Genomic DNA, 21,780 nt, shown 5'->3' on the forward strand with positions numbered 1-21,780 from the left:
GTCCCCCTCGTCCGTGCGCGATCGAACCCGCGCTCGGTCAGGCCTTCTTTCCGCCCTTGCTCACCTCGCTGTTCGCGGTCTCGTTCATGTCGTCGAAGGTCTTGCCGACGTCGACGACCTTCTCGCCGTCGGTGCCGATGTTGATGCCGAGCATGCGGAGGAATTCCAGCCCGTCCTTCTCCCCGGGCTCGTACTTCGTCCGCAGCGTCTTGGCGATGTCGTCATCGCCCTCGATGGCGAAGGAGTTGCAGTCGTGGGCGAGGTCGGCGTAGATGGAGTTCGCGGTCTCGGCGATGCGGGTCAGGTCGACACCACCCCGCTTGAGCGCCTCGATGTCCGCTGCGACCAGGTCGTTCTCGTCACTTGCCACGATCGGCCTCTTCCCCCTCGTCGGCGGCGTCGCTCATGCTCTCCGCCTCGCGCACCGCCTCGTCGAACATCCTGTCCAGGTCGAACTCGCCGTTGACCATCTCGGTCAGCGCCGAGCCGAAACCGGCGGGCGCCATCGCGCTGTAGACCGCGACGGACTTCTGGTTGGCCTCGTCCTGCGCCTGCCGGACCAGCTCGACGATCTTGTTGGCCAGTTCGGCGGGCGCCATCGTGCGGTAGCGGGTGCCGGAGAACTTCAGACCGGTGAGCCGTTGCCGGTGGTCCACCGTCGCGGATACCGAGCGGTCCTTGGTGGAGACGGTCGTGGTCTCCTTCTCGGCCCGCCCCTGCGCTTCGCGGATGCGCTCCTGCTGCTCGCGGAGGTCTGCCAGCGCGTTTTCCATCTGGTTGAACAGGGGAGATGACATCGCGGGTCATTCCCTCCTTCCCGCTACGTGCCTGATCGACTGGCTGCCAGATCGACTTGCTGATGGGCGTTCCCGGAGTGCGGCGGCCGCCGTCGCGGGTGCGCGGTTCAGCTCGCGCACCCGCGACAACTCCTCAGCCCTGCCCGGACGCCGTTGCCTGGGCGGTCTGCTCCTGCTCCGCGGGCGCCGGCTGCTGCGGCTGGCGCGGCGGTCGCACCGGCCCTGCGGCGACCTGCTCGTCGACGTCGAAGTCCGCTTCGTCGGGGAGTCCGATGACGCCCATGCCCGCGTCCGCGTTGGTGCCCCAGACGTCTTCGTCCTCGGACAGCCAGGTCTGCCGCTCGCGCTCGTTCTTGTCGCCCTGCTGGCCCATGCCCCCCATGCCGCCCATCATCGGCGGCATGAACGGCATTCCCCCCATGCCCTGCTGGGTGGAGGGCCCGTTGAGCTGGCTCATGCCCGGGGACGGCGTCGGGGCCTGCGAACCACCGAGGCCGGAGCCCGCACCGGACCCCATGCCGAAGCCGGTCGTGCCGCCGCCCGCACCGCCGCGCTGCTGCTCGGACCCGGTGCCCGAGCCGCCCGAGCCGTCGGGTGCGCCGAAACCGTCGGAGACGTTGTCGAAGCCGTAGCCCTCCGCGGGATCGGAGACGCCGTCGAAACCACCGGAGCCGAGGCCGCCCGCGCCGTCGCCGAAGCCCCCGGCACCGCCGTTGGCAGCGTCACCGAGTCCGGCACCCGCGCCGGAGCCGAGGCCGCCGGGATCGAAGCCGCCCAAGCCGCCGTTGGCCGCATCGCCCGTGCCGGAGCCGAGCCCGCCCGGGTCGAAACCGCCCTGACCGCCCGGCAGATCGCCGAAACCACCGGCACCGCCGTTGGCCGGGTCACCGAGACCGGCGCCCAGACCACCGTCAGCGCCACCGGGCAGATCGCCGAAGCCGCCCGCACCACCGTTGGCCGGATCTCCCAGGCCCGCGCCCAATCCGGAGTCGGCACCACCGGGCAGACCGGTGTCGCCGAAGCCTCCGGCACCACCGTTGGCCGGGTCGCCCAGACCTCCACCGGCTCCGGGAATCGGGTTGCCGTTGGAGTCCAGCGGCAACCCGCCCATGCCGGGGCGGTCCTGGTCCTGCTGACCGGGCACGTCGCCGAAGCCGCCCGCACCGCCGTTGGCGGGGTCGAAGGAGCTCTCGGTCAGGCCGCTGTCGACCAGGCCGGGCTGCTGGGGTCCGCCGCCGAGGCCACCGGCACCGCCGTTGGCGGGGTCGTTCTGGCCGAAGTCGCCGAAACCACCCGCGCCACCGTTGGCCGGGTCGCCGTTGGGGCTGGTGCCGGGCTTGGTGCCCGCGCCTCCCCCGGCACCGCCACCCAGTCCGAGTCCGCCGGGTCCGACCACGGGCGGGGTCGCGCCACCGTTGGCGCCGTTGTCGCCGGTCCCGAGGCCGGAGTCCCCACCGAGACCGTCGGGACCGCCGAGCCCGCCGCCGAGGCCACCGTTGGCGGGATCACCGGGACCGCCCAGTCCGCTCTCACCGCCGAGACCGCCGACGCCGCCGTTGGCGGGGTCTCCGCCACCGGGTCCGCCGAGCCCTTCGGGACCGCCGCCGAAACCGCCCGCGCCACCGTTGGCCGGATCACCACCACCGGGTCCGCCGAGGCCTTCCGGGCCGCCCCCGCCGGTGCCGAGCCCATCGGCCCCGCCGGGCGGCGGCACGTTGGTGTCCCCGCCGGGAGGCGGCACGTTCGTGTCCCCACCGGGCGGCGGCACGTTGGTGTCACCGCCAGGCGGCGGGGGGATGTTGGTGTCGCCACCGGGAGGCGGCGGGATGTTCGTGTCCCCACCGGGCGGGGTGGTCGGCGGCGTGTTCGGGGCGCTGACCTCCGGCTCGGTGAGCTCCTTGATCGCCGACTGCGTGTACTTCAGCTCTTCCTCGAGCGGCTTGAGCGCCGCAGCAGCCGCGGTGTCCAGCGTCGTGAGCTCGGTGAGCGCGGCGTTGGTGATCTCGGTGTTCATCTTGTCCCACGGACCCGCGGTGACCAGGTTGCCTTCCTTGAAGCTGGCCAGCGAGGTGTTGATGTAGGACTGGGCCTCTTCGGTGCTCTTGCCGTCGAGCTGGTAGTTCGGGGCGCCCTTGACCAGGCCGACGCCGTTGGTCAGGAACTCGTAGAGCTGGTTCTCGTAGTCGACCCGCTTGTTGTTGGGCAGGTACAGCGCCCGGTTGCGGAAGTCGTAGAAGGCCTCGGCGAGTCCCTTGACCGCCGCTTCGATCTTGTCGCCGAGGTTCTTCATCGCCACCGAGACCGCGACGCCGCGGTCGAGAGTGAGCTGCTCGTGCAGGCCTTCGAGCTTGTCGGCGTTCTGGTCCATCCGCCCCTGGATGACCGAGGCCGCCTTGCCGCTGAACCCGGAATCATCTGAGTCCAGCGACTTGGCCCAGGTCCGGAACTCCTTGCCGGAGGTCTCCAGCCACTTCTCGTACTTGCCGACCAGGTCCTGAGCTTGGCGCAGGGTCGGCAGGTCGAGCGTGCCGCTCTTGCCCGAGGACATCTCACCGACGATGGTCCCGGCGTCGTTGATGGCCTGCGTCCAGGCGTCGGCCGCCGCGGTGTTGCGGTTGACCCGGTAGTAGACGCGGTCGAACGCGGTGTAGGTGAGGTCTTCGGTGGGGGCGACCCGGTTGCTCAGGTTCTCCTTGAGGCTGTCCCCGGTGAAGTCGGCGTCCTTGCCGCCGGCGCCACCGTCACCGCCGCCTGCGACCTCGAACCACTTGACGCCTTCGGCCTTGGACTTCAGGTCCGGCCCTTTTCCGGTCAACGCGCTGAGCGCCTGGAAGAACGTCCAGTCGCTGCTCGGGCCTGACAGGTCCGCGTTCTCGGGCATGGGCTTTCTCCTGCTCCTGGGCTGATGCCGTCAGCTGAGGTCGTTCGACGTGCGGGTCGGGGGTTCAGGGGGCTTTCGGGAACAGCTCCTCAACCTCAGCCGGCGGGAGCCTGCTGACCGAGGTCCGGGTAGTCCTGGACGAACTCGGTCGCCGAGTAGCTGGCGAGGTCGTCGGTGTCCTCGAAGACGCGCTTGGCGTCGTTGAGGGCTTCGGTGAACTTGCGCCAGTCCTTGCTCGTCTTCTCGTTCATGGTCTCGGCGGATTTGCCCAGGACGCCCAGGGATTCGTTGAGCGACTGGATGGCCGGCCATTCGGGGTTGCCCGCGTGGACCCGCTCGCCGAGGTCCGCCGCGAGGCGAATTCCGCTGCTGGCTCCCAGGAACTGCTTGCGCAGCTCGTCTTCGTGGGTGTCGACGTTCTTGATCATCTTCTCGTACTGACCGCTGTCGAACTTCGTCTTCGTCTCGTCAGCCACGAGACTCTCCTTTGCACGGGGAGGAAGGGGGATCGGGTGCGGGCCGCTGCGCGTGGCGACCCGCACCCGAAACTTCAACCCGGTGGCGCCCTCTCCGGGCGGCGCGATCCGCTGCCCCAGGTGAGGGGAACGGTGTGCGCCGCACCGGTTCTCAGGCGTGATCCACCGGCACCGCTGAGCGGAGCGCGCTCAGGCGGAACCGACTCACGCCATGATCTGGGCGCTGCGGTTGTCACCGTCCTGGAACGCCTGCGCGGCGTTGTTGGACGAGGTGAAACCGCTGTTGAGGCGGGTGTTCATCTCGGTGTAGGCCTGGTTCCACTTCTGCTGCTTCTCGGCCCACAGCGGCGCGGCCTTGCCCTGCGTGGCCTCGCCCATGTTCTTCAGGAAGCCGTTGAGCTCGTCGAGGATGGTGCCCATCTGACGAACGGCCTGCTGCAGCCCCATGTTGACCTCTTCGTAGGCCCCGTGCTGCACGCTGAACTGAGTCATACCAATCTCCGTTCTAGGTAGGAAGTCTCACAAGAAGGTGTTCGGGTCAGGAAACCGGTCACGCAAGCACCGAAGGTGCTTTCTCTCTGCCCCACCTGAGCAACCGGCACCGCCGCGGGTTCTGAGCGCTTCCGTGGCGAGGACGCCGCGACGCCGTGTATTGGCATACATCAGGAGTGGCGCCCGGAGTCCACGGAAGCGCTCAGGTTCCGCTACCCGCACCGCTAAGCAAATAGAGCAGCGAAAGGATCAGAGATCCGCGCCGGAGGCGTTGTCTGCTGCTTGCTGGGCTGCTTGCAGCGAGGCGTTGCGAACGTCCATCACGCGCTGGTTGAGCTGGTTGAGCTCGCTCTCGATGCGCGAGAAGTCGCCGGCCCACACGCCGAACTTGTCGACCAGCATGCGACCGGAGTCGGACACGTTGGCCTGGCCCAGCGAGGCCGCCTGGGTCTGGACCTGGTTGTTGAGCTGGCGCATCTGGGACAGCGACTGGTTGGTCGCCTCGATGATCTGCTGCAGCTGCGAGTCGTTGAGTCCGTACTGGGCACCTGGTGCGGTCATCGGGTTCTCCTTGCACTGTGCGGGATTCGGATTGCTTGTCGCCTGCCGGCCACGACGGCCGGTGGCTCAGGGTGCTGTTTGCACACCACCGCCTGCGGCTCGCTCCGGTGCGAGCACCGGCCCGGTCGGCAGCAGCGAGAGCAGGTGCGCTGGAACCGGAACCGCTTCGGCCAGCCGATAACCGAGGGCTTCGGCTGCGCTCTGGCCGGGCACCGGGTATTTGGCGCCCGAGTCTGTGACCAGGTAGAGGCCGGCGCCTGGTACGCCGGGTGCGGGGAGCGTGCGGGCGAGCACGCCTGCGCCGGGTTGGACGTCGATCCGGTCGGCGGTGAACTCGTCTCGTTCGATGCCGGGTCCGTCGACGACCACGCCGCCGTCGGGCCACCCGCTGACCAATGTGGACTTGACTCCGCGCGGGCCGGGTTCGACCTGGATGCAGGGCGTTCCGGCGTCGGGGTCGCCGGTCTGGCCGGCGGTGTCCAGCAGCGACGGGGGCTGGTCGGGCAGCTGCGCCATGAGCGGCGAGGAGGGCACCTGTCCGACCGAGGCCATCGCGGCGGGTGACAGGGCGCGTGGGCTCGCCTGCCCACCTCCTGCCGGGTCGCCCATCGCCAGCGCGGCGGTGGTGCCGTTGACCGGCATGAGGCCGCTGGTGGTGAGCATGTGGAGCGTTCGCGGGCGTCCGACGACCTCGACGGAGAAGATCTGCCCGATGCGGGTCGGTTGTCCGCCGAGCGTCGGGCCGGGCTGGCCGGCGCCGGGGATCTGGAGCGGCCCGAGGTCTGGTCCGGAGGGCGTGCTGTTGAGGAACGCGTCGCGCACCGGCAGCGCGGTGGAGGGGTCGTAGCCCAGCACGGCGGCCACCCACGGGGCGCTGAGCTTCATCCGCTTGTCCCGCCACACCAGGTAGTGGTCACCGGCGCTGGAGCGCACGAGGACGGCTTCGTCCTGCTGCGCGGGTTCCACGTCGGACGTGTCGCCGACGTGCAGGGAGACGGTGGCGTGCGGGGCCCCGGCGGCGTCGCGGGTGGTGGTCGCGCACACCAGCCACGCCTGGCCCGCACTGCCCGCGGCGCCGGCCGGGATCCCGTCCGGAGCGCCGACGATGCCGACGGGAGTGCCGCGGGGAACCTCGCTCAGCGTCGAGTCGGACACCTCCGCGACTTCGCTCGCTCCGAGGAGCCGCGCCGACGCGTAGTTGAGCACCGGTCGCAGCGTGCCGTCGGAAGCCAGCACGTACTGGCTCCCGGTCTCCTTCTCCACGATGAGCTTGCCGGGCTCGGACCAGTCGGTCGCTCCGCCGAAGCCGAGGACTCCGGCGACGGCGAAGCCGGCGACGATGAGCATCGACAGCATCAGGCCGATCACGTAGCCCAGCGGGGTCCGCCGCAGGGGCGGGTCGGGTGCGTCGGGTTCGCCCTGCACGAGTGCGGAGACGACTCGCGCCGACATGAAGGAGTGCGCCTGCACCTGGTCACTGCGCGAGTGCACGACGACCTCCCCGGAACCGGGACTGCCGGAGGGCCGCTGCCCGCGCGGCTGAGCGGTGGAGCACGTCTGTCACGACCACGACGCCCTCACCACCGCGTAGAGGTTCAGGGCCGCGAAGGTCATCGGGATGATCGCGATGGCGAGGGTGGTGTGCGCCCAGTCGCCGGCCCGGCCCCAGTGCGGCAGCATGCGCCGGCCGGGCAGCCTGCGGGCACCGGCGAGCAGCAGTCCGGCGATGACGATCAGGCCGCCGATGATGGCGATCCGCCACGGGCCGGGGATCAGCAGGCACATCGCGGTGATCACCGCGGCGAGCCCGAGGAATCCGGGCACCATGACCGCGATCCGCTGGCGGGAGCTGACGAACTCGCGGGAGTGCAGCAGGAGCAGCAGCGAGGCGATCGCGGCGAGCGTCGGTGACGCCCATCCGGGGGTGAAGGCGAGGATGCCGAGGCAGCCGGCGATGACGACGCCGAGTCCGCAGCACAGCGCGGTGAGGTTGGAGTCGGCGGCGGCCGTGCGGTCCATCAGCTCTCGGCCCGGTTCGGGGTCGATGCCTTCTTGGAACTGCTCGGCGGAGGTCGGCAGCGGCGGCACCTTGAGTCCGGCCATCCACGCGGAGATGCGCGGGACGCGGGTTCCCACCAGCAGCGTCACGGCCAGCACGACGGCGGCGGCACCACCGGCGGAGAGCATGTCGAAGGTGTTGAGCAGCCCGACGAGCGCGGTCAGCCCGGTCGTCAGCATCGCGGCGACGTACCCGGCGCCGAAGCCGCCTCCGACCAGGAACCGGCCGAGCACGATGGCGCTGGTGCACACCGCGGCAGCGGTCAGGCAGGGCGCGACGAGCTGGGCGTTCATCGCGATCACGGGCCTGCCGATCATCGGCAGCGCCCACCCGGCGGCGGCACCGAAGACGGCGCTGCCGGAGAACAGCAGTTCCGATGCGGCCCGGTCGCCGAGGGCGCGCGAGGACAGGGCGGCGGCACCGAGCAGCAGCAGCGCGATGCTTCCCGCGGTGATCGCGACCCACTGCCCGGCTCCGATGGTGGGCAGCAGGATCAGTCCGAGCACCAGCGAGGCGCCCAGCAGCGCGAGCAACGTGCGTCGGGTGTTCTCCGGTCGCCACAAGTCCTTGCGGTGGTGGCGGATTCCGGCCGCCACGCCGTCGGCGAGGTCGTCGAAGTCGGCGGGCGGCAACTGGTCGTTGCGCGGCCGGAGGTGGAGGATGTCGCCGTCGTAGAGGCCCAGCGCGGCGGTGCCGAGATCTTCTTGCAGCGCGGGCTCACCGAGCCGCTGCAGGACCCAACCGTCGTGTTCCAGACCCGCGTTCCCGAGCCCACCTCCGAGGTGGTCGAGGAAGGTGGGCAACAGATCCGCGAGCGGAATGTGCGCGGGCACCGCCAGCTCGACGCGCGAGCCGGGTCCCTGGATCGTCAGTCGACACACCTCGCCCGCAGCGACCGCGGGCTGAGCCGTCGTTCCCGTCATATCCACAACACGGTCCCCGGCACTCGAACAGTTCAACCGTTCTGATCAATCGCGTCCTCCGCTCGCACACCGCCCACCTGCGTCGCGGGAGCCATGCACCGCTGATCGGCCGAATCGTCCGAACCCGCACAAGAACCAACGGGGTTCCGGACGTTGATCGGTATTTCGGGTGATGCTTTCGTGCTCCGGATTTCCGCCGCTGCTGTGACCCGTTCGGAGTCCTTCAACCGTGTAGAGGGATGAGGGCAAGCAGTGAGAGGATCTGATCGCATTGAGTGTGACGCCGTTCCGGCGACCGGCCAGGCAGAAGCCCCCCGTGATGCCCGACGGGGAACTGTCCTTGCAGGAGCCGCCCGTCATACCCGAGCAGGTCAGCGGTGGTTTCGGCGGGCTGTTGATGTACCTGCCGATGGCACTGGGTTCCGGCGCCATGATGCTGATGTTCATGGGCCGCGGTGGATCCGGCGGTTTCGGCGGCATCGGTCTCATCGTGGTGGCGTTGATGGCGGTGTCCATGCTGGCCATGGGTTTCGGTCAGATGGGCCGCAGCATCGGTGAGCGCAAGCGCCGCCTCAAGGGCGAGCGTCGCGACTACCTCCGCTACCTGGGCCAGATGCGCAAGCAGGTCCGCCAGGTCGCGATGGATCAGCGAAAAGCCCTGTCGTGGCGGCATCCCGATCCGGCCGGCCTGTGGTCGGTGGCGATGAGCGGACGGCTGTGGGAGCGCCGGCTCTCGCACGCCGACTTCGCCGAGGTGCGCATCGGCCGGTCCGCTCAGCGGCTGGCGATGAAGATGACGCCGGTGCAGTCCAAACCGGTCGAAGACCTGGAGCCGCTGTCCGCCCGCGCGCTGCGGCGGTTCATCAAGGCTTACACCACTGTGGACGATCTGCCGACGGCCCTGTTCCTGCGCGGCTTCTCGCAGGTGCAGATGCGCGGCGACACCGAGGCGGCCCGCGGTCTGCTGCGCGCGGTCCTCGCGCAGCTGGTGACCTTCCACTCCCCCGACGACCTCAAGATCGCGGTGTGCGCGAGCCCGGACCGAGCGCCGGAGTGGGACTGGGTGAAGTGGCTGCCGCACGCCCAGCACACCAGCCAGCAGGACGGTGCTGGTCACGTGCGGATGCTGACCGAGACGCTGGCCGAGCTGGAGGCGATGATCGGCCCGGAGCTGGGCGACCGCGGCCGGTTCGAGGCGGGCGCGAGCCCGACCCGCGACGAGCCCTACGTGGTGGTCGTCCTCGACGGTGTCGACACCCCGGCGGAGTCGCGGCTGGCGGGCGCGGGCTACCGCAACGCGACGGTGCTCAACCTGGACATGTCCGGTCCCGCGCAGCGCACCACGCTCCGGCTGGAGCTGTCCGGCCAGAAGATCGACATGATCCGGCTCAACCGCTCGGGCGCCGAGGTGCGCACCGAGCTGGGCGTTCCGGACTCGAAGGGGCTCTCGCAGGTCACCTCGCTGGCGCGCACGCTCGCGCCGTTCCGGCTCAGCGCCACCACCGACATCGTCGAGCCCATGGTCACCGACTTCGACCTGGCCGCGCTGCTGGAAGTCGGCGAGATGGACAAGCTCGACGCCGCCCGCACGTGGGCGCGGACCTCGCAGCAGGACCGGCTCCGGGTGCCGATCGGCATCGCCGAGAACGGCACCAAGATCGAGCTGGACATCAAGGAGTCGGCACAGGGCGGCATGGGCCCGCACGGCCTGCTGATCGGCGCGACCGGTTCGGGCAAGTCGGAGCTGCTGCGGACCCTGGTGGTCGCGATGGCGGTCACGCACTCCTCCGAGGTCCTCAACTTCGTGCTGGTGGACTTCAAGGGCGGCGCGACGTTCCTCGGACTCGACGAGCTCCCGCACACCTCCGCGGTGATCACCAACCTCGCCGACGAGGCCCCGCTGGTCACCCGCATGCAGGACGCGCTGCAGGGCGAGATGGTGCGCCGCCAGGAGCTGCTGCGCTCCGCGGGCAATTACAGCTCGCTGCTGGAGTACGAGAAGGCCCGCGCGGCAGGCGCTCCGCTGGCACCGATGCCGAGCCTGTTCCTAGTGGTCGACGAGTTCAGCGAACTGCTCGCCTCGCACCCGGACTTCTCGGAGCTGTTCGTGATGATCGGCCGACTGGGCCGGTCGCTGGGCGTGCACCTGCTGCTGGCCTCGCAGCGGATCGACGACGGCCGGATGCACAAGCTGGAGAGCCACCTGTCCTACCGGATCGGTCTGCGCACCTTCTCGGCGATGGAAAGCCGTTCCGTGATCGGTGTTCCCGACGCCTACCAGCTGCCCAGCGCGCCGGGCAACGGTTACCTGCGCTCGGACGTGGCGACGCTGTCGCGGTTCAAGGCCGCCTACGTCTCGGCGCCGTTCAAGCGGCGCACCGCCGAGCAGCGCAAGGCGGAGATCAGCCGTCAGGTGGTGGCCTTCAGCGCGGCCCGGCTTCCCGACTCGCCCACCGAGCACGCCCCGGAACCCGAGCCCGAGACCGAGGAGGAAATGACCGAGACGCTGCTGCAGGTCGCGGTCAGCCGTCTCAAGGGCCAGGGCCCTCCCGCGCACCAGGTGTGGCTCCCTCCGCTGGACGAGCCTCCGCCGCTCGACGAGCTGCTGCCGCCGCTGGTCCCCGACGCCGACCACGGCCTGACCCCGATCAGCTGGCCGGGTCGGGGCAAGCTGCAGGTCCCGGTGGGCGTCATCGACAAGCCCTTCGACCAGGCCCGCGAGCTGTACATGGTGGACCTGTCCGGGGTCGGCGGGCACGTCGGCATCGCCGGTGGCCCGCAGGCGGGCAAGTCCACGATGCTGCGAACGCTCATCGCCGGTCTGGCGCTGACCCACACGCCCGACGAGGTGCAGTTCTACTGCCTGGACTTCGGCGGCGGCACCCTGCAGACCCTCGGCGAGCTGCCGCACATCGGCGGCATCGCGGGCCGCATGGACTCCGAGCGGGTCAGCCGGACCGTCGCCGAGGTGCAGGGCGTGCTCGCCCAGCGCGAGGAGATCTTCGCCGCGCACGGCGTGGAGAACATGGCCGAGTACCGGGAACGGCGCCGCAAGGGCACGATCCCGGAGGACTCCTTCGGCGACGTGTTCCTGGTCGTGGACAACTGGGGCACGCTGCGCAGCGACTTCGAGCAGCACGACCAGACGATCCGGTCGCTGGCCTCGCGCGGCCTGACCTACGGGATCCACCTGATGCTGACCACCAGCCGGTGGGCCGACATCCACAGCCAGCTGCGCGACCAGCTGGGCACCCGGCTGGAGCTGCGGCTGGGCGACTCGATCGACTCGGTCATCGACATGCGCGCGGCGGCGGGCGTTCCGCGCCAGCCGGGTCGCGGCCTGACGATGGAGAAGCTGCACTTCATGTCCGCGATCCCGCGCCTGGACGGCCTGCGCCGGGTCGACGACCTGGCCAAGGGCGCGCGGATGCTGGCGGAGGCGGTGGCCGACAACTGGGACGGCGAGCAAGCCGCCGGCGTCCGGATGCTGCCGTCGGTGCTGCCCGCCGAGCAGCTGCCCGACCCGCAGGGCAAGCTGCGGCTCGCGCTGGGCTGGGGCGAGGCCGACCTTCAGCCGGTGTGGCACGACTTCTCGTCTCAACCGCACCTGACGGTCCTCGGCGACACCGGCAGCGGCAAGACCGCGCTGCTGCGGCTCGTCGCCGACGCGATCCCGAAGACCTACGCGCCGGGCGAAGCGGAGCTGATCCTCGTCGACTCGCGTCGCGTGCTGCTCGACGCCGTCCCCGACGCCTACCGGCGAGGTTTCGCGTTCTCGGCGACCGCCGCCAAGGAGATCGTCGGCACCGCGGCCACCGAGCTGCGGGAGCGGCTGCCCGGAGCGGACGTCACGCCGCAGCAGCTGCAGCGGCGCGACTGGTGGTCGGGTCCCGAGGTGTTCATCCTCGTCGACGACTACGACCTGCTGGCCAGCACGATGGGCGGCCCGCTGGACTCGCTGCTGGACCTGTTGCCGCAGGCCGCCGACATCGGGTTGCACGTGATCCTCACCCGCAGCGCCGCCGGTTCCTCCCGGCTGTCGATGGACTCGGTGGTCCGGCGGATGCAGGAGTCCAACACGCCGGACCTGGCGTTCTCCTGCCCGCCCACGGAGATGCCGCTGCTCAACGGCATGCGCGCGAAGGTGCTGCCGGCGGGCCGCGCGCACCTGGTGACCCGGCGCAGCGCGACCCTCATGCAGGCGGGCTGGCTGGCACCGCGTCCCGCCGGGGATCGCGCGTGAGGGCGGCGCTGCTCACGGTGGCGCTGGTGGGCGGGACCGCGCTCGCCGCCGCACCGGTTCCAGCCGAAGCCCAGCAGAAGTGCGCGGAACCGGCGAACACCGCCGTGCCGCAGGAGGGGTGGGCTCTCGAGCGACTCGACCCGAGCCGGTCGTGGAACCTCACCAGCGGCGAATCGGTGACGGTGGCCGTGATCGGCACCGGCGTGAGCGCAGCGGCTCCGTCGCTCAACGGCGCTGTGCTGCCCGGGCAGAGCCTCATCGGCGGCGCGGGCGACGACGACTGCGCGGGCCGGGACACGTTCATGGCAGGGGTGATCGCTGCGCGTCCGTCGGCGGGGACCGGGTTCACCGGCATCGCACCGGGCGCGCAGATCCTGCCGCTGCGCATCACCAACGACCCGAAGGAAGTCGACGCGGGCAAGCTCGCCTCGGCGATCCGGTCGGCCGCCGACCGCGGCGCGACGGTGATCGCGGTGTCGGTGGGCACCGCGTCGGCCGACGGCGGCCTGCGCGCTGCGGTGTCCTACGCGCTGAGCAAGGACGCGCTGGTCATCGCACCGTCCGATGTGGACGTGGGCGACGACGCGATCCCGTACCCCGCCGCCTTCCCGGAAGCGCTGCCGGTCACCGGCATCACCGGGGGCGGCGAACCGATCCAGCACGCGGCCGCTCCGCCCGCGCTGGTCGCGCCGGGCGACGACGTGGTGGGTATCGCACCGCGCGGCAACGGCCAGCTGGTGGCCTCCGGCGGCGGCATCGGGGTCGCCTTCGTCGCGGGCACGGCCGCCCTGGTGCGCGCTTACCACCCGGATCTCTCGGCCGCCCAGGTCCGAGAACGGCTGCAGGACACCGCCGATCACCCGCCGGCAGACCTGCCGGACCCGCAGCGGGGCTACGGCGTGGTCAACCCCCACGCGGCGGTCACCTCGGTCCTCCCGGCGGAGTCCGGCGAACGCCCGAACGTCGCGGCTGCGCAACCGGTTCAGCTGCCACCGAGGCCGTTCGTCGATCCCCTCCCGCAACTGGTCGCGCTGCTGGTGACGGGTGCCGTCGGGCTGCTGGCGGCGCTCGGCGCCGCCGGTGCCGTGCTGCTTCCGCGAGCGCGCGAACGCGGGTGGCGGTCGGCGTGGCACGGACCCGGGAAGAACGGGGGCTAGGCTGCGTGCGCGAACAGAACTCGATCAAGCCCTCCGAGGCGGAGTCGGCACCCGCAGGTCGCGAACAGCCAACGGCCCCACCGAAAAGCTCGAACGCGCGCGCCACCGCCGACCACTCCGACACCGGTCCGGGATCAGGCAGGGGCGCGTTGATGACGTCGGGCGGAAGACCGGAGGTCTTCGGACGGGACGTGGAGCTCGCGCAACTGCGCGGGCACGTCGGCGAGGCGGCCGCCGGGCGCGGCAACGTCCTCTGGCTGGAAGGCGAGCCGGGCATCGGCAAGACGGCGCTGCTGCGCGCCCTGGTCACCGAGGCCGAGCGACTCGGCTGCGCCGTGCACCACGCCACGGCCGACCAGCTCTCCCAGCGCTTCCCGCTGCGGGTCCTGCTGGACTGCCTCTCGGTGCACCCCCAGTCCGACGACGCCGAAGTCCTCGGGATCCACGAGCGCCTGCGCTCGGCCGCCGACGATCCGGTCCCGGCGCTCGCCGAGCAGCTCATCGCGCTGGTCGAGAAGTACTGCGCGACGGGGCCTCTGGTGCTCGCCATCGACGACGTGCAGTGGGCCGACGAGGCCAGCCTGCTGGTCTGGCACCGGCTGAGCCGCCTCGCCGAGCACCTGCCGCTGCTGCTCGTGGCCGCGATCCGCCCCTCAGGGGGCCGCACCGAGCTCGGCGTGGTCCGGGGCGAAGACCGCGCGGCGATCCGCATCGCCGTGCCACCGCTGGACGCGATCGCCGCTGCGGCTCTCGCCGCGAACCTCACCGGCACCACCGAGATCGGCCCCGCGCTGCTGACGATGCTGGACCGCGCCGCCGGGAACCCGCGCTACGTGCGGGAGATGGTGCTGGCGCTCGGCCGCGAGAACCACCTCGACATCACCGGTGCCCACGCCGAGATCACCCAGGACGCCACCGGCCACGCGCTGCCGCGGTCGCTGGCCGAGGCGATCGCCTCCCGGCTGGGATTCGTCGGCAGCGACACCATCGGCCTGCTGCGGATGGCGGCGCTGCTGGGGCCGACGTTCTCGGTGACGGACCTCCGCACGGTCTCCGAACGCCCGGTCGTGGCGCTGGTGGGCTGCGTCGAGGAAGCTCTCACCGCCGGGCTGCTGGTGGAATCGGGTTCGCGGCTGACGTTCCAGCACGGGCTGATCCGGCAAGCCCTGCACGAGACCACGCCGACCGCCTTGCGGTTGGCGCTGCACCACCAGGCCGCCCGGGCGCTGGCGTCCTCCGGAGCCCCGGTGGAGCGCACGGGCGAGCAGCTGCTCGCGTCGATCGCCGTCGACGACGCCGAGATCGACGACTGGGGCTTGGACTGGCTCGTCGACAACGGGCGGATGCTGGCCCACCGCGCGCCCGAGTGCGCCGGAGAACTGCTCGGCAGAGCGATCCCGCCGCTGTCCACGCGCGATCCGCGACGTGATTCCCTGCGCACCGCCCGAGTTCTGGCGATGGTGCAGCTGGGACGCCCGGCCCAAGCCCGCGAGCTGAGCGAACGCGCCCTCGCCGACACCCACGACCTGTCCTGCACCGCGGAGCTCAGCTGGTACCTGGCGTGGTCGCTGGCCGTACTGGGACTCGACGATCTGGCCACCGAGGTCGTCGAGAATGCCTTGCGGACACCGGGAATCGACCGGCCGTGGCTCGCCCGGATGCACGCGGTCCTGGGCCAGGTGATGCTCGCCCGCGGTCACTTCGACGCCGCCGACGCGGCGGTGGAGCGCGCGCTGGCCGAGGCGCGCCCTGCCCGTGACGGTTTCGCGCTCGGCCTGGCCCTGCACGTGCGCGGCGCCGCGCTGGCGCGCCGGTGCGACCTCGCCGAAGCGGTGATCTGCTACGAGCAGGCCGGCGCCGCGCTGGGCGACGCTCCGGAGAACACCGATCTGCGGCTGACGGTGCTGGGCAACCGGATGATGCTGCTGTTCGGGCTCGGCCAGGCGGGCGAAGCCGATGGCGCGCTGCACGAGATGCTCGCGATCGCCGAGCGCTCCGCCACCCCGTCACGGTTGGCCGCGGTGCGGCTCTCGGCGGCCAACCACTACTACACGATCGGCCGCTGGGAGGACGCCACCGCTGAGCTGGGGGCCGTCACCGAGCTCGCCGACCGGCTCGACGATCCGGGACGCCGCTGGTTGCACGGTCTTTCGGCGTTGCTGGCCGGTCATCGCGACGACCGCTCCACGCTGCGCCGCAGCCTGCAGGCGGCCGGCTCCGAGGAGGACCTGTCGACCCGCTCGTCGGCGGAGTTCCTGCTGCTGGCCGCAGCGATGCGCGCCGAGGCGGAATCGGAACCGGGCAGCGCGGTGCGGCTGCTGTCGGACGCGCTCACCGAGGGCAAGCGCTTCGGCACCCGCTACCTGTGGCTGCCCCAGCTGGTGCGGCTGGCGATCGAGACCGGTGCGACCGAGATCGCGGGCCGGGCCACCGATGCGTGCGCCGAGGACGCCGCGGTCGGCGCGGTGCCCAACATCGTCGCGGCGTCGCAGCACTGCCGCGGCCTGCTGGAACGCGATCCCACGGCGCTGCGGGCCGCGATCGAGCTCTACAGCAAGACCAACCAGCCTCCCCGCTACGCCCGGGCCCTGGAGGACATGGCGGTGGTGCTGGCCGAGCGCGGCGAGTCGGCGTCGGCTCGAACCGCGTACGGAAGGGCCGTGAAGATCTACCAGAAGCTCGGTGCGACCTGGGACCTGCGGCGCGCCGACTCCCGGATGCGCCCGCACGGCGTGCGGCAGGCGCGGGGACGGCGTCACCGGGCCACCAACGGCTGGGAGTCGTTGACGCCGACGGAGCGGCAGATCGCCCGGCTGGTGGCCGACGGGCTGCCCAACCCGGACATCGCGACGGCCTTGTTCTCCTCCCGTCGCACGGTCGAGGTCCACGTCTCGCACATCCTGGCCAAGCTCGGTGCCCGGTCCCGGGTGGAGATCGCGGTGGAGGCCACGCGGCACGACGGCGAAGAGGCGCGCAGCGGCCCCAGATCCGCCTGAGGGACCCTGCCGCTCCGCCCTTTCCGTGACACGTCGTGCCGATCCGTCACGGCACGCACCGCAACGCGACGGGCAGGGATCATCACGCCCAGTAACCCATCACGGGGCCGTCATCCCGGGTTCACAACAGCTTTATATTTCCGACCGACTGGTTGGTCCGGCACATGGGTATGAAAACGGACAACTCGCCCACTCGAACGCTCATCTGAGCGACCTCCGGCCCACACGTAGAAAATCTAAGTGAGCTCCCTCATTTCCCCCGTTCGAGCTAACGGGCAAGCTCATCGCTGCCATCCGGAGACCCCGATTCCGGTCGTTCTCGCAAGCTCTGTGAACGATTGACCAACGGGGCAGACAACCGAATGAAGAATCCACATGACGCTTCTCGGAGATCCGCGATCAGCGATCGCATTCGAACGGGCTCACGCCTCCTCGGTGAACGGAGTCGGCGAACGAACGGTTCGCAACACCGACACGACCTTGAAGTCGCTCTACGACGACTACTACGCGAGGCTGCTGTCTTACGTGAACAGAATCCTCTCCGATCCGCACCTGGCGGAGGACGTCGTGCAGGAGACGATGCTCCGGGCCTGGCAGCACGCTGACACGCTGACGCCGGAACGCGGGTCGGTCTGGGGCTGGCTGACCAGGGTCGCCCACAACATCGCCATCGACCGCATCCGCGCTCGCCGCGCACGCCCCACGGAGGTCGACGAAACCGCAGGCAGTTCCTCTGCCGACTACGACGCCGACCACGCCGACGCCGTCGTGAACCGGGTCGTGGTGGCGACCATGGTCAGCAAGCTGGTCCCCGCGCACCGCTCGGTGCTCTACGAGGTCTACTTCGCCGACCACACCGCGGCCAGCGCCGCGAGCACGCTGGGCATCCCGCCGGGAACGGTGAAATCCCGCCTGCACCACGCGCTGCGGAACCTCAAAACGACCATGGACCCGCGCTCGCGAGATCCCTTCCGCTCCCGATCCTGAGAGCGCTCCCACGCGAAGAGTTCATCATCGAATCGCGATGTGACAACCAGTCGTCGAACGTACCACCGGAGTTTTCGGCGGCGATCAATTGTTTGAACCGTTTCAAAGGCAGCCGCACGAATTCCTGTGGATGAGACTCGACTCCAATCTATGTGTTAGCGGTGAGGAATCGGGATCGGCTATTCGGCGCAACAACAACCGGGCGGCGGTGGTGCCGATTTCCGCGCTCGGTTGAGCGATCACGGTCAACCGCGGCGAGAACCAATCCGCCCACGGGAAGTCGTCGAAACCCACCAGCGCCACGTCGTCCGGGACCCGCAGACCCGACTCGCTGATCGCCTGCATGGCGCCGATGGTCATGCTGTTGTTGGCCGCGATGACCGCGGTCGGCGGATCGCGCCGCGCGAGCACCCCCGCGGTCACCCGGGCGGCGCGGTCGCTCTCCGACGCGCCCTCCAGCAGCAGCTCGTCGTCGAGGTCGATCCCGTTGCGCGCCAACCCGTCCCGGTAGCCGCGCAGCCGCTCCTCCGTGGTGGTGAGCCCGCCCAGCCCGGAGACCATCGCGATCCGGGTGTGCCCGAGCTCGGCGAGGTGGTCGACCAGCAGCGCCGTCGGTTCGGCGTTGTCCGGCCCCACCTGGTCGTAGCGCTCGTCGGCGAGCCGGTCGGCCAGCACCACCGGAACCCGTTGCGAGTCGAGGTATTCCAGCGCCCGCGCCGGATCCGCTGACGGCGCGAGGATCACCCCGTCGACGCGGCGCTCGCGCATGCTGCGCGCCACGGTGAGCTCGTGCTCGGGGTCGTCGCGCGGGTCGGCCAGCAGCAGCGTGTAGCCCTGCCGCACCGCCTCCGACTCGACGCCCTGCAGCACCTGGCCGAAGTAGGGGTTGGAGATCGCCGACATCACCACGGCGATCGACCGGGAACCGCCGGTGGCCAGCGAGCGGGCGAGGGTGTTCGGGCTGTACCCGGTCTCGGCGATGGCGGCCTCGACGACCTCCCGGGTCTCCTCGCGCACCGTGCGGGTGCCGTTGATGACGTGCGAGACGGTCGCGGTGGAAACCCCCGCGACGCGCGCGACATCGGCCATGGTCGCCATTGACAAGCACTCCTCCGGGCTCGATCAGGTGACGCGAAGCATACCCGGCAAACGCTTGCGCAAGCGCTTAACTTGGACCTACAGTGCCGATCACTCAAAGCGGAGTCCGCGCCGCGGCGCGCACATCGACCCGCATCGCAGCGGGTCGGGGAGGGGCAACAGCACCCATGACCACATCAACGGTCGCGGACAGGTCCGCGTCGCCCGCTCGACGCGGTGCCGTGCTCGGCGCGTCGACCATCGCCGCGCTCGGCGGCCTGCTCTTCGGCTACGACACCGGCGTCATCTCCGCCGCTCTGCTCTACATCGCCCCCGAGTTCGCGCTCTCCGACGGGATGAAGCAGTTCGTGGTCGCGTCGCTGCTGCTCGGCGCCATCGTCGGCTCGATCGGCGCGGGCCCGGTGGTCGACCGCATCGGCCGCAAGGTCACGCTGATCGCGCTCTCGGCGGTGTTCACCGCGGGCGCGCTGCTGTCCGCCCTCGCACCGGGCACGGCGGTCCTGGTCGTGGCGCGAGTCCTGCTGGGCCTGGCGATCGGCGGCTCATCGCTGGTGGTGCCGACCTACATCGCCGAGATCGCCCCGCCGAGGCTGCGCGGCCGCCTGGTGTCGATGAACCAGCTGATGATCACCATCGGCATCTTCGCGTCCTACCTGGTCGGCTACGCCTTCGCCGACAGCCACGGCTGGCGCTGGATGGTCGGCCTGGCCGTCGTGCCGTCGCTGATCATGCTCGTGGGCCTGTTCACCCTCGCCGAGAGCCCGCGCTGGCTGCTCGCCCGCGGCCGCACCGACGACGCCCGCCAGGCGCTGCTGCGCACCCACTCCGCGGCAGACGCCGACGCCGCGCTCGCCGAGATGTCCGAGGCGATGCGCGAGGAGAGCCGCTTCACCTACCGGGACCTGCTCAGCCCGAAGCTGCGCCCCGCGGTGATGCTGGGCTTCGCCGTGGCCGCCACCAACCAGCTGGTCGGCGTCAACGCGGTCATCTACTACGCGCCCACGATCCTCAAGCAGGCCGGACTCGGTGACTCCGCGGCGATCCTGTCCTCGGTGGGCATCGGCGCCGCCAACATGATCTTCACGATGATCGCGCTGCTGTTCATCGACAAGGTGGGCAGGCGACCGCTGCTGCTGGGAGGCACCAGCGTGGTCATCGTCGTGCTGTTCGCGCTCGGCGCGCTGTACCTGCTGCCCAGCGTGCACGGACTGGGCACGCTGCTCACCGCCGGCCTGATGCTCTACGAAGCGGCGTTCGCGGCGAGTCTCGGGCTGGCGATCTGGCTGATCAACAGCGAGGTGTTCCCGACCGCGGTGCGCGGCAAGGCGGCCGGCGTCGGCACGGTGACGCACTGGGGACTGGACTTCCTGATCTCCATCTCGGTCCTGACGCTGATCAACGCGCTCACCCCGACCGGCCTGTTCTGGATCTACGGCCTGCTGGGCGTCCTCGGACTCGCCTACCTGTGGCGGAACCTGCCCGAGACCAAGAACCGCACGCTGGAGGACATCGAGAGCTCGCTGCGCAAGGGGAAGGCGGCGTGATCCCCCGGCACCACGACGGGTTGCCCGGCCTGTTCGACCGCGCCCGCGCGCTGGCCTCGACCGGCACCCGCCGCGTCCTCGGCATCGCGGGCGGCCCCGGTTCCGGCAAGGGCACGCTGGCCGAGAAGCTGCTCGGTGAACTGGGTTCGGCGGCCGTCGTGGTGCCGATGGACGGTTTCCACCTGGCCGAGGAAGAACTGCGCCGCCTCGGCCGCCGGGACCGCAAGGGCGCCCCCGACACCTTCGACGCCGAGGGCTACCTCGCCCTGCTCCGCCGGATCCGCGAAGGCACCGGCACGGTCTACGCGCCGCGCTTCCACCGCGAGGTCGAGGAGTCCTACGCGGGCGCGATCCCGGTCGATCCCGACGTCCCGCTGGTGATCACCGAAGGCAACTACCTGCTGCTCGACGACGGCCCCTGGGCCGGAGTCCGCTCGCTGCTCGACGAAGCGTGGTTCCTGGATCAGGCGCAGGACGAGCTCGTCTCCCGCCTGATCGAACGCCACGTGCACCACGGCAGGACGCGGGCGCACGCGAGCGAGTGGGTCCACCGCAGCGACATGCGCAACGCCGAGATCATCACGCCCACCCGGGAACGCGCGGACCTCCTGGTCACGGACTTCTAGATTCACAACTCCGCGCAAGGGTTTCCCCGTTCGCGGCCACCTGAACCGTGATCAGCGACATGGCGTCATCGATTGGCACGGGCGCCCGAGGCGCGCCTACGGTCGGGGGCGGAACCCCGACCGCCGAACCTGGGAGCGAAAACCCATGGCGAAGATCCTGTTCGTGCTCACCGGCGCGGACCACTGGACGTTGAAGGACGGCACCCAGCACCCGACCGGCTTCTGGGCCGAGGAGTTCGCGGCGCCCTACGTCGCGTTCACCGAGGCCGGGCACGAGGTCGTGGTGGCCTCGCCCGGTGCCGTGACGCCCGCGGTGGACCGGGGCAGCCTGAGCGCCGACGCCAACGGCGGGCAGGACGCGGCCGACCGCATCACCGCGGTCCTCGACGGAGCCACCGAGCTGAAGAACCCGGTCGACCTGGCGAGCGTCGACGTCGACGCCTACGACGCGGTGTTCTACCCGGGCGGGCACGGACCGATGGAAGACCTGGCGGTCAGCGCCGATTCCGCCCGCGTCCTCACCGAGACGCTCGGTTCGGGAAAGCCCCTCGCGATCGTCTGCCACGGACCGGCCGCGCTGCTGGCGACCGAGGAGGCGGGCGACTCGCCGTTCCGCGGATACCGGCTCACGGCCTTCACCAACGACGAGGAGACCCAGGCGGGCCTCGCCGACAAGGCCCCGTGGCTCCTCCAGGACCGCCTCGCCGACCTCGGCGTCACCTTCGACGAGGGCCCGCCCTGGGCGCCGAACGTCGTGGTCGACCGCAACCTCCACACGGGACAGAACCCGGCCTCCTCGGCCCCGCTGGCCCAACGAGTCCTCGAAGCCCTCTGACGACCGACGTCCCCGGCACCTCCCAGTTTTAGTCCAAACCGAGCCATGATCATGTCCGAAATGTCGGCTCAGTTTGGACTAAAACTGGGATTCGGTGGGTGCCGT

The 21,780-nt window shown here is 70.7% G+C and carries 16 protein-coding genes; 7 read left to right on the forward strand and 9 right to left on the reverse strand.

The window, feature by feature from the left end:
- Positions 1–37: 37 nt before the first annotated feature.
- From FHU35_RS05635 to eccD, 8 genes are all read right to left on the reverse strand, one after another.
- Positions 38–370 carry a hypothetical protein gene (locus FHU35_RS05635; protein WP_145737283.1) on the reverse strand — a complete coding sequence of 111 codons (333 nt, stop codon included), beginning with the start codon at positions 368–370 and terminating at the stop codon, positions 38–40.
- The gene (locus FHU35_RS05640; protein WP_145737284.1) at positions 360–797 is read right to left on the reverse strand and encodes a YbaB/EbfC family nucleoid-associated protein; all 438 of its coding nucleotides are present in this window, start codon (positions 795–797) and stop codon (positions 360–362) included. The genes FHU35_RS05635 and FHU35_RS05640 overlap by 11 nt, the downstream gene beginning before the upstream one ends.
- A gap of 133 nt (positions 798–930) precedes the next feature.
- Positions 931–3,678, reverse strand: a complete 2,748-nt coding sequence (locus tag FHU35_RS30130; protein WP_145737285.1) for a hypothetical protein — start codon at positions 3,676–3,678, stop codon at positions 931–933.
- 95 nt (positions 3,679–3,773) lie between these two features.
- The gene (locus FHU35_RS05650) at positions 3,774–4,154 is read right to left on the reverse strand and encodes a hypothetical protein (RefSeq protein WP_145737286.1); all 381 of its coding nucleotides are present in this window, start codon (positions 4,152–4,154) and stop codon (positions 3,774–3,776) included.
- A 204-nt stretch (positions 4,155–4,358) separates the two neighbouring features.
- Positions 4,359–4,646, reverse strand: a complete 288-nt coding sequence (locus tag FHU35_RS05655; protein ID WP_145737287.1) for a WXG100 family type VII secretion target — start codon at positions 4,644–4,646, stop codon at positions 4,359–4,361.
- Between the two features lie 249 nt (positions 4,647–4,895).
- Positions 4,896–5,207, reverse strand: a complete 312-nt coding sequence (locus tag FHU35_RS05660) for a hypothetical protein (protein WP_145737288.1) — start codon at positions 5,205–5,207, stop codon at positions 4,896–4,898.
- A gap of 66 nt (positions 5,208–5,273) precedes the next feature.
- Entirely contained in the window at positions 5,274–6,698 is a 1,425-nt protein-coding gene (gene eccB, locus FHU35_RS05665; RefSeq protein WP_145737289.1) for a type VII secretion protein EccB, read from the reverse strand.
- Positions 6,699–6,767: 69 nt separating this feature from the next.
- Entirely contained in the window at positions 6,768–8,189 is a 1,422-nt protein-coding gene (gene eccD / locus FHU35_RS05670) for a type VII secretion integral membrane protein EccD (protein ID WP_145737290.1), read from the reverse strand.
- A gap of 319 nt (positions 8,190–8,508) precedes the next feature.
- On the opposite strand from eccD, the gene eccCa reads away from it, so the two are divergent.
- From eccCa to FHU35_RS05690, 4 genes are all read left to right on the forward strand, one after another.
- A complete protein-coding gene (gene eccCa / locus FHU35_RS05675) occupies positions 8,509–12,432 on the forward strand; it encodes a type VII secretion protein EccCa (RefSeq protein WP_145737291.1) in 3,924 nt (1,307 codons plus the stop codon).
- Complete coding sequence (locus FHU35_RS05680; protein ID WP_186459270.1) at positions 12,429–13,589, forward strand: S8 family serine peptidase; 1,161 nt, start codon at positions 12,429–12,431, stop codon at positions 13,587–13,589. The genes eccCa and FHU35_RS05680 overlap by 4 nt, the downstream gene beginning before the upstream one ends.
- Before the next feature lie 152 nt (positions 13,590–13,741).
- On the forward strand, positions 13,742–16,585 hold the full coding sequence (locus FHU35_RS05685) for a LuxR family transcriptional regulator (RefSeq protein ID WP_145737293.1): 2,844 nt from the start codon (positions 13,742–13,744) through the stop codon (positions 16,583–16,585).
- A gap of 435 nt (positions 16,586–17,020) precedes the next feature.
- Positions 17,021–17,572 carry a sigma-70 family RNA polymerase sigma factor gene (locus FHU35_RS05690; protein WP_246110088.1) on the forward strand — a complete coding sequence of 184 codons (552 nt, stop codon included), beginning with the start codon at positions 17,021–17,023 and terminating at the stop codon, positions 17,570–17,572.
- A 102-nt stretch (positions 17,573–17,674) separates the two neighbouring features.
- Here the strand turns inward: FHU35_RS05690 and FHU35_RS05695 are convergent, their stop codons facing one another.
- A complete protein-coding gene (locus tag FHU35_RS05695) occupies positions 17,675–18,670 on the reverse strand; it encodes a LacI family DNA-binding transcriptional regulator (RefSeq protein ID WP_145737295.1) in 996 nt (331 codons plus the stop codon).
- A 167-nt stretch (positions 18,671–18,837) separates the two neighbouring features.
- Between FHU35_RS05695 and FHU35_RS05700 the strand changes: the two genes are divergently transcribed.
- The 3 genes from FHU35_RS05700 to FHU35_RS05710 all read left to right on the forward strand — a co-directional run bounded on the left by FHU35_RS05700 (position 18,838) and on the right by FHU35_RS05710 (position 21,675).
- On the forward strand, positions 18,838–20,214 hold the full coding sequence (locus FHU35_RS05700; RefSeq protein ID WP_145737296.1) for a sugar porter family MFS transporter: 1,377 nt from the start codon (positions 18,838–18,840) through the stop codon (positions 20,212–20,214).
- A complete protein-coding gene (locus FHU35_RS05705; RefSeq protein WP_186459271.1) occupies positions 20,211–20,840 on the forward strand; it encodes a nucleoside/nucleotide kinase family protein in 630 nt (209 codons plus the stop codon). Before FHU35_RS05700 ends, FHU35_RS05705 begins: the two co-directional genes overlap by 4 nt.
- 145 nt (positions 20,841–20,985) lie before the next feature.
- Positions 20,986–21,675, forward strand: a complete 690-nt coding sequence (locus FHU35_RS05710) for a type 1 glutamine amidotransferase domain-containing protein (protein ID WP_145737297.1) — start codon at positions 20,986–20,988, stop codon at positions 21,673–21,675.
- Positions 21,676–21,780 lie beyond the last annotated feature (105 nt).

It is taken from the genome of Saccharopolyspora dendranthemae (assembly GCF_007829955.1).
Classification (GTDB): domain Bacteria; phylum Actinomycetota; class Actinomycetes; order Mycobacteriales; family Pseudonocardiaceae; genus Saccharopolyspora; species Saccharopolyspora dendranthemae.